The following is a 13,514-nucleotide window of genomic DNA, read 5'->3' on the forward strand; positions in this document are numbered from 1 at the left end:
AGTCGTGAGCCATGCGTATTTCAACTTCCCAGTTCTACGAAGCCACGACTTCAAACTATCAGCGCAACTATGCCAACATGATCAAAAGTGGCGAAGAGGTCTCCAGCGGGGTCAAGCTCAATACCGCCAGTGATGACCCGGTCGGTGCCGCTCGCGTGCTGCAACTGGCCCAGCAGAACTCCATGCTGACTCAGTACTCGTCGAACATCGGTACGATCAATACCAACACCACCAACTCTGAAACCGCGCTGAGCAGCATCGTCAGTGCGATGCAGACCGCTCAGGAGTTGATCATCAAGGCGGGTAACGGTTCGTATACCGATAAGGACCGTATCTCCACGGCCGATGAACTCAGGCAGTTGCAGAGTGAGATCCTTGGCTTGATGAACAGCCAGGACTCCAACGGGCAGTACATGTTCTCGGGCTCGAAATCGTCGATTCCTCCGTACTCGCAGAATGCCGACGGCACCTACAGCTACAACGGTGACCAGACCCACGTGAACCTCGCGGTGGGTGACGGTCTGGTGCTGGCAAGCAACACCACCGGTTTCGAGGCGTTCGAGCAGGCAATCAACACCTCTCGTACCTCTGCGACATTGACTTCCCCTGCTGTGGAAGATGGCAAGGTATCGCTGACCGGTGGCCTGGTGAAGTCCAGCAACGCCTATAACAACAACTATCAGGCAGGCGAGCCTTACACGCTGACCTTCCTGAGCAGCACTCAGTTCAAGATCACGGATGGTTCGGGCAATGATGTGACCGCCGATGCTTCGACGGCGGGTAATTTTACCCACGACAGCTTCAATGATCAGTCCTTTACCTTCCGTGGCGTCGAGCTGACCATGAACGTCAACCTGACGGAGTCGGAAAGGGCAACGACTGCGGCTGCGGACGCGGTCCTGACCAACCGTACCTATCAGTTGGCCTCGACGCCGGACAGCGTCACCACTTCCCGTAGCCCGGGCAACCCTTCGACTGCGAACATCAGCAGTTCGGTCGTGGGGACCAGCGCGGCGGACCTGACCGCGTTCAACAATACATTCCCTACCACCGGTGCGATTCTCAGGTTCACCAGTGCCACGAATTACGAACTGTATGCCTCGCCCGTCACCAGCAGCAGTACGCCTGTGTCCACAGGCACGCTGACCGGAACAACCGCCAATGCGGCGGGCGTCAACTTCACGATCAGCGGCACGCCGGCCAACGGTGACCAGTTCGTGGTGCAGTCTTCCACGCATCAGACCGAAAACGTGCTGAACACCTTGTCGGCAGCGATCAAGGCATTGAGCACGCCTACCGATGGCAACCTGGTCGCTTCTCAAAAGCTTGATGCCGCATTGTCCTCTGCGCTGGGCAATATCATCAGCAGCAGAGAGCAGGCTTCTACTGCGATTTCGGCTGGCGGTGCGCGTCAGGTCGCTGCCACTGCGCAAGGCGTGACCAACGACTTGCTCAAGGGCAACAACGAGGTTGAGCAGGGAACGTTCGTCAACTCCGATATGGTTGAGGCAACCACCAAGCTGACGCTGCAAAAGACCATGCTGGACGCCTCACAAGCCGTATTTGTCCAACTGTCCAAGTTGAACCTGTTCAGCCAGATCTGATTCCTGGCATTGAGCATCCGCCGTCTTTTTTCAGCGGTGAGGGAAGCCATTCGACTGGCTGGTTTCCCGCCGCTCATGAGTTCGTACTGTGAATCAAACTCCCCTCGTCAGCATTGTCATCCCCGCCCTCAATCCACGGTTCTTCCGCGAAGCGCTGCAAAGTGCCCTGGATCAGAGCTACGACAATCTTGAAGTCATCGTTTGCGACGATTGCCAGACTGGTGAAATCAAAGAGATCTTCGACGAGCTGGTGCCCTCATCGAATGGCATTGCACGCTACGCAGGCAATCCTTATCGCCTGGGCTTTCAGGGCAATCTGCTCAAGTGTCTTGAAGAGTCGAAGGGCGAGTACATCAAGTTTCTGTGCGATGACGATCGTCTGTACGCTTACTGCATCGCACGCCAGGCTCAGGCGCTGGATATGTGTCCTGACGTCCAGTTGGTCGTCGGCAGGCGTCATCTGGTCGATACCGATGAGTATGTTCTGCCGGTTCGCATGGAAAACGTCGGCCTTGTTCCTTACGATGCCCTGTTCAAGGGTGAGGACATGCTGGCGATTTTCGAGCGTACCCCACGCAATACGCTGGGTGGTTTCAGTAGCGCCCTGATGCGCAGGGCCGATGTGCTGGAGTATTTGCCATCATTGGCACAAGCGGGGCAGGGTTTTGTTGCGCTGCTCGACTTCGCGTTGTTCAACTGTCTGTTGCGACGCGGCAACCTGATTGCGCTGCACAGTATTGAAAGTTTTGAACGCTTGCATCCAGGCCGCTTCAGCAGCCAGCCAGACATGTACCACATTGCAACCACGGAGTGGGGCTGGCTGAACGAGATGCTCAAGGCACGTAGCGGCGAGCAGGCTCCTGCCCAGGGTTGGGTGCGCTTCATGGCCTTGCACAAGGCGCTGGAGTCGCAAAGGGAGTGGGACGAAGTTGGTATCTATGGCGTAATGGCCAGCCGGCAAGGCATCATGCGCAGCCGGGTCGGCAGTGGCAGTGAAAGTTACGCCGAACTCTATGCCCAATGGTTATCATGCCGTCTCTTCAGCGAGCCTCAGAAAAAGCTACTGGAGCAGCGTATCGCGCGCTGGGCCTGGAACCCACGCATTGTGCCGGTGGTGATCGATGCGCAGAATGACCCCGACGCGCTGGAAATGACCCTCAAGAGCATTGCCGATCAGGATTACCCTGCCGAGTCCGTGGTGGTCCTGACTAATGCGGCCAGCCTCGAAGATCAGCAGGTATTGCGCTTCCCGCTACAGGCCGACTGGTCGCAGCAACTGAACGATGTACTGCCGCTGCTTGAGAATGCCGACTGGGTGTATCTGCTGCATGCCGGTGACCGGCTGACCCAGCCTGCACTGCTGGTCCTGGCCGAGCGTGTCGCCCAGATTTCCGGTCTGTTGTGTGTCTACAGTGATGAAGGCGCAATCGTTGATGACGAGTCGCAGGAGCCGGTGTTCAAACCGGACTTCAACCTCGACCTGATGCGGGGCTACCCCTATGTGGGTCGGGCATTGGCGTTCGAGCGTCGCAACCTGCTGGCAATGGGCGGATTTGATTCGGCCCATGGCGAGCTGGCACCCCATGATGTGATCTGGCGGCTGGTAGAAAGTGCCGGCCCGCAAACCGTCGAACACATCGCCGAAGTCCAGGTCGAGTCCAGCCTGTCGTTTGCCCAATGGCTGTCACTGCCGGCAGTGATCGAGCGCAGCGAGTCGCTGGTGTCGGCTCACCTGCAGCGTATCGGCCTGGAGCATGTCATCCATCATGACCAATTGCCGCTGCTCAACCGTATCGAGTACCTGCATGCGTCCAGCCCGTTGGTCTCGATCATTATCAGCACCCGAGATCAATTGGCTGATCTGGAGCGCTGTGTCGACAGCCTGCTCAGCAAGACCCGGTATCCGAATTACGAAGTGTTGATTGTCGACAAGGCCAGCGAGAGCGCCGAGGCTCGTGCCTGGTTTGCTGCCATGGGTGAGCTGGGCAGCGAGAAGCTGCGGATTTTCGCTTCGCCCGATGCTGGTAACGAAGCGGCCACACAGAATTTTGCGGCTTCCCATGCCCGCGGCCAGTATCTGGTCACCCTCAGCCCTTACACGCTGATTCATCAGGCCGAGTGGCTTGATGAATTGCTCAATCATGCCCAGCGTTCAGAGGTCGGTATTGTCGGCTCGCGCATCCTTAACCCTCAGGGCAACATTCTGTACGCCGGTATGGTGCTGGGTATGGAAGGGCTGGCAGGCAGGCCGTTCATCAACGTGCCGGCAGGGGCGGGTGGTTATATGCAGCGCCTGCAGGTGACGCAAAACTGGAGTGCAGTCAGCGGTAACTGCCTAATGGTGCGCAAAGAGGTTTTTGACAGCATCGGCGGGATGGATGCAGCTACTTTCTCCCAGGGGCTGCATGATCTGGACCTGTGCATGCGCGTGGGGGGCGAAGGTTATCTGATCGTCGAAACGCCATGTTCTTCTGTGGTACTGGCCGAGCCCGCCGCGGCTCAGCGTTCGGAGTCTTCTCGCGAGAAACTTGAGAATGAGCAGAAGTCCTTTTACCTGAAATGGTTGCCGAAAATGGCCAGGGATCCGGCTTATAACCCGAACCTGAGCCTTGGCGAGGCTTCCTCGTTCCATCTGGAGCCCGGATTGCAGTTTGGCTGGAACCCGTTCTGCACTCGCCATCTGCCGTCCATTCTGGGCATGGCCGTTAACTCGTCGGCCGTTGGGCATTATCGGGTCAGTCAGCCTCTACTGGAGCTGATAGCGGCAGGGCGTGTCGTCGGGCGTATGAGCTATGAGTCGCCTTCGGTCATCGAAATCGAGCGCCAGTCTCCGGATGTCATTGTCTTTCAGGGTCGCTACACAGAAGCCAAGGTGCCCGATATTGCCCTGGCGAAGAATTACTCCAGTGCGATGCGTATTTTCGAGCTGGATGACTACATCGCCGATGTTCCCGAGAAAAACGAGCATCGACGCAATATGCCGGACAACATTGCGGCCATGTTGCGCAAGGGGGTCGGGCTCTGTGACCGGGTAGTGGTGTCGACTCATCCGCTGGCTCAGGCCTTGTCCAGTATGCACAGTGATATTCGCGTGGTGCCCAACATGCTGGCGACCCATCTGTGGAGCGATCTCAGAAGTGTCCGCCGCAGCTCCGGTAAGCCTCGGGTTGGCTGGGGTGGCGGAACCAGCCACCGGGGCGATCTGGAGTTGATTGTCGATGTGATACGCGAGCTGGCCGATGAAGTGGAATGGGTCTTCTTCGGCATGTGCCCCGACTTGCTCAGGCCTTACATCCATGAATTCCATTCGGCTGTAAGCCTGAGTACATACCCGGCCAAGCTGGCGAGCCTGAATCTGGATCTGGCTCTGGCACCGCTGGAGTTCCATATCTTCAACGACTGCAAGAGCAACCTGCGTCTGCTGGAGTACGGGGCTTGCGGCTACCCGGTGATCTGTTCGGATACCGAGGCCTATCGCGGTCACTTGCCAGCCACGCGCATCCACACCAACAGTTCGGATGAGTGGTTGCAGGCGATTCGCATGCACTTGTCTGACCCCAACGCCAGCTATCGTATGGGCGATGAACTGCGTGAGACGGTATTGCGTGATTTCATGCTGCGTGGCGATAACCTGCAGTACTGGGCCAACGGCTGGTTGCCGGATTGATCCACACAAAATGAATACTCTCCAGCGCAGGACTTGCACGGGAGATGTTATGTTTTTGCTCTTGCTTCAGCAGCGGGCCGAGCAGTCCCCTCTGTTGAGAGAGTCATCGGTTCGTTATGGGAAAGACTATGCAAAGCAATTTCGGGAATGAAGCTACGCCGTTGAATCAGCGTCTGACACTGGTATTGCTGGCTCAGGATCAGCCGGACTTTCTGCGCCGAGCCTTGAAGTACTACAGTGACTATCCCTGCGCTCTGGTGGTTGTGGATACATCTCGGGCACCCGATACCGAAATCGCCAGGACCCCGGGTCTTGAGTACTGGCACGATGCGGCACTCGCGCAGGCCGGTTTGAGTGCCCGGATTGCCGAAGGCATCAAGCGTGTCGCCACGCCTTTTGTTGCGTACCTGGATGCCAGCAGTTTCCTTTTGCCGGACGCGCTGACCGATGCATTGCGTTTTCTTGAAGGAAATGATCAGTACGGCGCGAGCCAGGGCTATAGCCTGAGCTATCAGGCCCAGGTCGGTCAGGTGGATTATCTGCGTCGCGATCGCAAGGTCATCGAGGATCATTCATCGGATCAGCCGGGTGAGCGTCTTGTCGGCTTCCTTGGGCAGGGTATTTCCCTGCTCAACGCCGTCACCCGAACCGGACTGGCTCGGCAGTGGTTCGCTGCGGTTCCTGAAAATACCGCCCTGCACTGGCAGGAAATCGGCTACATGGCTTACCTGGCAGCGGCTGCCAAACTGCGTGTTTTACCCGTTCCTTATGGGCTGCACTTCATTGAAAGTGAAGAGGTGCTGTCGAGCCATAATGCTGCAATCAATGCTGCGCTTACGCATATTGATCCCAAGGCCAGGGCCGGGCGTGAAGAGTTTGCCCGGACGCTGGTGTCCGCTCTGGGCTCGGCTGTTGTTGCGGGTGAAGAGGGTGAAAAGCTGATCATGGCCGGGTTCGAGGCGATGGGCGAGTCCCTGAGCACTCAGAGCTTTCAAGGCAAGGAAAAGATTGTCAGTGCGGTCTGGAGCGTCGCCTTCGAGCACTCCGAGCCGCGTTTCGAGCCTCGACAGTTCGTTGAAATGCCGTTTTACAACCAGCCCTTCTTCGACGAGCTGGCCCGTATAGAATTTCTGATTCATATCCTGCCAGCTGGTCGCCATCAGTTGGAAGGTCTGGAGGCCGCGCTGCTCAAACAGAACGAGCTGCTACGCCCACAAACCAACCCTGATGCTGAAACTCTGGTCAGCCGGCTCTGGCAGGCTTATGGAACCTATGCCTTCAATCATGGCGTGGTGCAGAAGCTGGCTCAGGAACTGAGCAAGTCTGCAGACGATGAGGAAGAGGCTGCGCGAATCGTGGCCTGGGGCAAGCGCCTGCAAGCGGTGTCCGACAAGGACAACGGCAGGCTGCTCGATGGCATGGCGTCCGGTCGTTTGCTCAAGTGGCTGGATGCGCGTAATCCAGGTCCTGTCGAGTTGAAGAAACTCAATGCTCAACTGGAGAAAAAGCCGGCGGGTTCGCAGATCAGTATTCTGCTGCTCGATCTTGAGGCCGATATCTTCAAGTTGCAGGCCACCTTCGACAGCCTGATCAACAGTCATTACCGGGCATTCAAGGTTGTCGTCTTTACCACTGGCGAGTTGCCAGCGACCACCACGCTGCAAAATACTCTGCACTTTGTCAAAGTCACCGAGAGTAACTACGTCGACAAGGTCAATCAGATCGTCAAGCAGTCCTCAAGCGACTGGTTGATGCTGGCCAATGCTGGCGATGAGTTCACCCAAAGCGGCCTGCTCCAGGCCAGCGTCGAGCTCATCGATGCCGCGCAGTGTCGGGCGGTGGCGGTGGACGAAATCCATCGTCAGCCGAATGGCACGCTGGCGCCGCTGTTCCGTCCAGGCTTCAACCTGGATCTGCTGCAGAGCGTGCCTGCGCTGATGGCGCGTCACTGGTTGATTCGTCGTGATTTGCTGGTGGAGGCGGGTGGTTATTCCCGTGATTTCCCGAAAGCGCTGGAGTTTGACCTGCTGCTGCGCCTGATCGAGCAGGGTGGCATGAGCGGGCTGGCGCACTTGAGTGAGCCGGTCCTGATCTGTGATGCGCCCGAGCTTGAAGAGAACGAGGACGAGAAGAAGGCGCTGACCCGTCATCTTGGCAAGCGCGGTTATCAGGCCGAAGTCAGCTCGATACTGCCTGGCACCTACAAGATCGACTATCGCCATACCCATCGGCCCATGGTCTCTATCCTGCTGCAAAGTCAGGACAACCTGCCGGAGCTGCAACGCTGCCTGCAAAGCATTCTGCAACGCACCCGTTATCAGCGTTTTGAAGTGCTGATTGCCGATAACAACAGCAGCTCGCCCGAACTGTCGACCTGGCTGGATCAGCAGGAAAAATTGTCCAATCGGGTTCGTGTGTTCCGCGCTGACAAGCGTTTGAGCCCAACGGTTCTGAACAACCTTGTCAGTCAGGAAGCCAAGGGCGAGTACCTGATTCTGCTCGATGCCCAGAGCCAGATCGTCAACGTTGGCTGGATCGAGTCGCTGCTCAATCAGGCCCAACGTCCGGAAGTCGGTATCGTCGGCGTCAGGCTGGTGGATCGCGAAGGCACCGTGACTCAGGCCGGCCTGATTCTGGGCTTGAATGGCGGTGTCGGTTCAGGCTTTGTGGGTGAGTCGAAGCAATCCAGAGGCTACATGCACCGCTTGGTGGTCGAGCAGAATTACTCGGCGGTTTCCTCGGCTTGCCTGATGATCGAAAAGTCGTTGTTCGACGCGATAGGCGGGCTGGATGAAGGTGATTTTGCCGAAGCCCTGTCTGATGTCGACTTGTGCCTCAAGGCTGCTCAGGCCGGTTATCTGACGGTCTGGACGCCCCATGTTCAGGTCGTACATTCCGGCGTGGTAAACGCCCCTGACGAGGCGCGTACGGCGCTGATCGATAAGTGGTCGGCACAGTTCGCCCATGATGAAGCTTACAGCCGCAATCTTGACCTCCATGGCCCGGGCTTCACGCTGGCTGCGCGTTAATCCTTTCTCACGCAGTGCGATCCGGCTGTATTGCAGCCGGATCGCCGACGCGATTTCTGCTTTTTCGTGATCCGCAAATCGTAAAGCATGCATGTCGGAGTGACCTGCGGGTCATAAAGTGCATCTCCACATTATCGTGTTGCAGAGAGGTTCGACTTGCGTAGCGTGTCCTACCCCCTGAAAATGCCCGCAAATCGCCTATTCGGTAGCGCCCTGATTTTCTTGGGACAAACATTTACCTGTTTACTAATCGGGAAGCCATGATGATTGGCATAAAAAGCATAGCGAGTTACGTGCCTGTAGATGGCGTTGATAACTACGCTCAAGGTGCCAAGTTCGGCAAGGATGAAGAGTTCATCTTTGGGAAAATCGGCTCCACCTTTCTCCCTCGCAAGGATGACGTTCAGGAAACGTCGGATCTGTGCGTGGAAGCGGTCAATAAACTGCTGGCCAACAATCCTCAGTTGAAGCGCGAAAGCATCGATGTGCTGATCGTCGTGACCCAGAACGGCGATGAAGAAGGGCTGCCCCATACCGCTGCCATCGTTCAGGACAAGCTGGGCCTGTCGACCAATGTCGCTGCATTCGATATCTCCTTGGGTTGCTCCGGCTATGTCTATGGCATCTATGCGATCAAGGGCTTCATGGAGGCGACAGGGCTCAAGAACGGCCTGCTGGTGACCGCCGACCCTTACTCGAAGATCGTCGACCCTGAAGATCGCAACACCACCATGCTGTTTGGCGATGCGGCCACTGCGACCTGGATGGGCGAAGATGCTCCCTGGCAGTTGGGCAAGGCGAAATTCGGCACTGACGGTTCCGGCGCACCGCACCTGAAGGTCAGCAATGGCGTGTTTTTCATGAATGGCCGTCAGGTCTTCAATTTTGCCTTGCTCAAGGTGCCTGCGCATTTGCATGAGTTGCTGGGTGATTCGGGCCTGAAGCCTGACGATATCGATGCCTTCTGTATCCACCAGGGCAGTGCGGCCATCGTTGATGCCGTGGCGCGTCGGTTCGAGGACAAGCCAGAGAAGTTTGTCAAAGACATGGTCGAAACCGGCAATACCGTGTCTTCGAGCATTCCGCTGCTGATCGAAAAGCACGTGCTTGATTCTTCCTGGAAGCGCGTTGCACTGAGCGGTTTTGGTGTCGGGCTGTCCTGGGGATCGGCGATCATCTATAGAGCCTGACTCCGGCCTGTTCACAAAAAGCGCTTGCGGGGCATCCCTCAAGCGCTTTTTTCATGAAAAAGAGCGAGTGCGTAATAGCAGCAGTTTTGAAAATCTGCTTTTTTCAACCTTGCAGGTTTCTTCATGCAAGGTCTTTTATCGGTGTTATTTCCTCGTGCGTAGGGCTTCAAGCCCTTGTTTTATAAGGGCTGGCAGATTGCTGGCAAAAATTTTCAAAAAAACACTCAAGCAACCTGCCACCGCGACGATAACTATTACGAAGGTTCTCTAGGCACACCCGGCGCTTGCAGGGGCCGGAAGCCACGTAGTACCCAACCAACGAGGAATTCATCATGGCTTTAACAGTAAACACCAACGTTGCATCCTTGAACGTTCAGAAGAACCTGGGCCGCGCCTCTGACGCACTGTCGACTTCGATGACTCGTCTGTCTTCCGGTCTGAAAATCAACAGCGCCAAAGACGACGCTGCCGGTCTGCAAATCTCCACCCGTATCAACTCGCAGATCAAAGGCCAGACCATGGCCATCAAGAACGCCTACGACGGTATGTCCCTGGCTCAGACCGCTGAAGGTGCTCTGCAAGAGTCCACCAACATTCTGCAGCGTATGCGTGAACTGGCTGTCCAGTCGCGAAACGACAGCAACAGCGCTACTGACCGTGACGCTCTGAACAAAGAATTCACCGCGATGAGTGAAGAACTGACTCGTATCGCAAACAGCACCAACCTGAACGGCAAGAACCTGATCGACGGTACTGCCAGCACCATGACTTTCCAGGTCGGCTCCAACACTGGTGCTTCGAACCAGATCACCCTGACTCTGAGCGCCAGCTTCGACGCTAACACCCTGGGTGTTGGTTCGGCTATCAGCATCGCCGGTTCCGACAGCGCCGATGCAGAGACCAAATTCTCTGCTGCAATGGACGCTATCGACTCCGCTCTGTCGACCATCAACGCCACTCGTGCTGACCTCGGTGCTGCACAAAACCGTCTGACCAGCACCATCTCCAACCTGCAGAACATCAACGAAAACGCCAGTGCTGCACTGGGTCGTGTACAAGATACCGACTTCGCTGCTGAAACTGCACAGCTGACCAAGCAACAGACCCTGCAACAGGCTTCCACCTCTGTTCTGGCTCAGGCTAACCAGCTGCCTTCCGCTGTACTGAAACTGCTTCAGTAATATCGGGATGATTTTGGCGGGGGAGTGCTTAACGGTGCTCTCTCGCTTTTTTACTTTCGGAGGTGATGGTCATGGATATGAGTGTAAAGCTGAACCTGTCTTATCCACCCGCTCAATCGGCAAGCCCAGTTGTGGCAACGGATAAGCCAGTTGATAAGCCTTCCGTCGAGCGAGTTGCGCCGACGTCAGAAAGTAAGGGTTCCGACTTGCAAAAGGACGACTCACAGGACGAGGAGAAGGTGAAGGCTGCGGCGGAAGACATTCAGAAGTTCTTTCAGTCGGTCAAGCGTAACCTCGAATTTTCGATTGACGAAGATTCTGGAAAAGTCATTGTCAAAGTGATTGCAAGTGACTCCGGTGAGGTGGTCCGACAGATTCCCAATGCGGAAATCCTGAAACTGGCCGATAGCTTGAGTGACGCACACAGCTTGTTGTTTCACGTCAAGGCCTGACTACTGGCACGAAACTTGTTGCGGATTTTCCGATTCCTTGAAAGGGTCAAAAGGTCGGCGACATTCTTGAGGAGTAAGCATCATGGCTACAATTACAGCGAGTACAGGTCTCAATTCTGGCCTGGATATCAAGGCAATCGTTGGCGTTATCATCGATACCGAAAAAGCTGCCAAACAAAACCAGATCACCAAGCAGACAAGTGTTACCAAGGGTGCGTCAGACGGTGTCGATCAGCTCACGGCTGCATTGAGTGCCTTTCAGACGGCTATGACTGCTCTCAAGAGCACTACAACACCTGCCTTTCAGGGTTTTGCCGCCACTTCAGCCAATGAGTCTGTGGTCAAGGCAACTGCGGGTAATGCGGCGGTCAGTGGTACTTATTCTCTTAACGTGAGCCAGTTGGCGACCAGCTCCAAGGTTGCGACGGCTGCACTCAGTGCGTCTCAAACCAGTGCTATTCCGAGTGGTACCCTGAAAATCACTCAAAATGGCACTATCCACGAAGTCAAGATTACCGCGACTTCTACGCTGCAGCAGGTGCGTGACACGATCAACTCCTCGCTCCAGGGTAAGGGTATTACGGCGAACATCATTACCGACAGCAACGGCTCGCGGTTGGTGTACAGCTCGACGACTACCGGCAAGGGCAGTGATATTTCAGTGGATGGTGGTACAGACCTCAGCATGCTGAGTGTTGATGGCACCAAGCTGATGAGCACCACCAGCACCTCGAACGATGCCAATGGCAATCCTATTCCGGGTGCCGGTGCGATTTCGGACTTTGCCAAGGATGCCGAGTTCACCATTGACGGGCTGAAGATCACCAGTGCGACCAATACAGTCAGCAATGCTGTATCCGGTCTGACGTTCGAGCTGGTGGCCAAGAGTGCCAGTAACACCGCGGACACGGCGATCACAGTGGCAACCAACACCGAGGGTTTGAAAACCTCGCTGCAGACCTTTGTCGACTCCTACAACACCTTGGCCAAGCTTGTAACGACGCTGACCAAAGGGACTGTATCTGCAGACGGAAAAAGCTTCACGGCAGCTGCCATGACCGGTGATTCGACGCCTCGTGCCTTGCTCGCGGTGGTTCGTAACCAGATTGCTACGGCAACCTCCAGCAGCGGTCTGGGTTCTCTGGCTCAGTTGGGTATCACGACTCAGCAAAAAGACGGGACGCTTGCGTTGAATACCACTGTCTTTACTACTGCCCTGAATGACAAGAAGTTTGGGGGTGAGATTCAGCAGTTGTTTACCGGTAGTGGTGGCTTGATCGAGCGTATGGAAAAGTCCCTCGAACCCTATACGAAGTCCGGTGGGATTCTTGCTACCAAGAAGACCATGCTGACTCAGGTTCAGACTCGGCTCAGTGCCGAGCAGGAAGCGCTTGATCGTCGTATTGAAACGCTGACTAACACCCTGACCACCAAGTACAACGCGATGGATCTGGCAGTGGGTAAGCTCAAGGCAACGGCCACCAGTATCACCTCGATTTTCGAAGCGATGAATGCACAGAAAAACGCCTCGTAAATAAAGAAGATGCCAAGAACCCGACCCTGTGTCGGGTTTTTGCTTTTGAGCTAAAGTTTTTTGACCGTACGTCGATAGCTTGGGTATACGTAATCCGGATCTGCTACGAGGCCCCCTATGAATCCGATGTTAGCACTGCGTCAGTATCAGAAGATTGGCTCCCAGGCACAGACCTCTGAAGCCAGCCCTCACCGTCTGGTTCAGATGTTGATGGAGGGTGGCCTTGATCGCATCGCCCAGGCCAAGGGTGCCATGGTGCGCAAGGATATTCCCAATAAATGCGTATTCATCGGCAAGGCCATCGGCATTGTGGGTGGGTTGCGTGAAGGTCTGGATCTGGAAAGCGACCCGACACTGGTCCGTCAGGACAGCCTCTATCACTACATGATGAAGCGTCTGGCCGAAGCCAATGCCAAGAATGATGAAAAGATGCTCGATGAAGTCGCCGGCCTGTTGATTACAGTCAAGGAAGGCTGGGACGCAATCGGCGCCGTACAACAATAAGTTCGCTGTCTTCTGGAGAAACCACCATGAGTGCTGCGCTCAAGCGTATCGAAGAAACCCGTGAAGCGTTGGTCGGGGCCCTGGCCGAGCGTGACTGGGATGCAATCGTCAAACTTGATCTGGCGTGCCGTGAGTGTGTTGAGGCTGTTGTCAGCGAAGCGCCTGCCGATGAGCCGGGGCTGCGCAGCAATCTGGAAGAACTGCTGGGCGTATATCGACAATTGATTGACGTTGCTACAGATGAGCGTCAGGCAATCGCCGACGAAATGACACAAATCCGCAATGCCAAAAACGCCGCGAAGGTATACCATCTATTTGGCTAGCTATTATTTGTCGGTTTGATTGTTCGACAA

At 55.8% G+C, this 13,514-nt stretch carries 9 protein-coding genes; all 9 read left to right on the forward strand.

What is annotated here, in order from left to right; genetic code table 11:
* Nucleotides 1-11 precede the first annotated feature (11 nt).
* The gene (locus tag K5D32_RS10995) at nucleotides 12-1,604 is read left to right on the forward strand and encodes a flagellar hook-associated protein 3 (protein ID WP_221575686.1); all 1,593 of its coding nucleotides are present in this window, start codon (nucleotides 12-14) and stop codon (nucleotides 1,602-1,604) included.
* 88 nt (nucleotides 1,605-1,692) lie between these two features.
* Nucleotides 1,693-5,271, forward strand: coding sequence for a glycosyltransferase (locus K5D32_RS11000; protein ID WP_221594171.1), 3,579 nt, complete (start codon nucleotides 1,693-1,695; stop codon nucleotides 5,269-5,271).
* A gap of 128 nt (nucleotides 5,272-5,399) precedes the next feature.
* The gene (locus K5D32_RS11005; protein WP_221600248.1) at nucleotides 5,400-8,300 is read left to right on the forward strand and encodes a glycosyltransferase; all 2,901 of its coding nucleotides are present in this window, start codon (nucleotides 5,400-5,402) and stop codon (nucleotides 8,298-8,300) included.
* A gap of 263 nt (nucleotides 8,301-8,563) precedes the next feature.
* Nucleotides 8,564-9,490: a ketoacyl-ACP synthase III gene (locus K5D32_RS11010; protein ID WP_221594173.1), complete on the forward strand. Its 927-nt coding sequence runs from the start codon at nucleotides 8,564-8,566 to the stop codon at nucleotides 9,488-9,490.
* A gap of 332 nt (nucleotides 9,491-9,822) precedes the next feature.
* The gene (locus K5D32_RS11015) at nucleotides 9,823-10,671 is read left to right on the forward strand and encodes a flagellin domain-containing protein (protein WP_221594174.1); all 849 of its coding nucleotides are present in this window, start codon (nucleotides 9,823-9,825) and stop codon (nucleotides 10,669-10,671) included.
* A 71-nt stretch (nucleotides 10,672-10,742) separates the two neighbouring features.
* Nucleotides 10,743-11,123: a flagellar protein FlaG gene (locus K5D32_RS11020; RefSeq protein WP_221575691.1), complete on the forward strand. Its 381-nt coding sequence runs from the start codon at nucleotides 10,743-10,745 to the stop codon at nucleotides 11,121-11,123.
* 79 nt (nucleotides 11,124-11,202) lie between these two features.
* A complete protein-coding gene (fliD, locus tag K5D32_RS11025) occupies nucleotides 11,203-12,657 on the forward strand; it encodes a flagellar filament capping protein FliD (protein WP_221600293.1) in 1,455 nt (484 codons plus the stop codon).
* A 117-nt stretch (nucleotides 12,658-12,774) separates the two neighbouring features.
* Nucleotides 12,775-13,161, forward strand: a complete 387-nt coding sequence (fliS, locus tag K5D32_RS11030) for a flagellar export chaperone FliS (RefSeq protein WP_221594175.1) — start codon at nucleotides 12,775-12,777, stop codon at nucleotides 13,159-13,161.
* A gap of 26 nt (nucleotides 13,162-13,187) precedes the next feature.
* A complete protein-coding gene (gene fliT / locus K5D32_RS11035; protein ID WP_025260901.1) occupies nucleotides 13,188-13,484 on the forward strand; it encodes a flagellar protein FliT in 297 nt (98 codons plus the stop codon).
* The last annotated feature ends 30 nt before the right edge of the window (nucleotides 13,485-13,514 follow it).

The sequence above is a fragment of the Pseudomonas cichorii genome (assembly GCF_019719005.1).
In the GTDB taxonomy this organism is placed as follows: Bacteria; Pseudomonadota; Gammaproteobacteria; order Pseudomonadales; family Pseudomonadaceae; genus Aquipseudomonas; species Aquipseudomonas cichorii_E.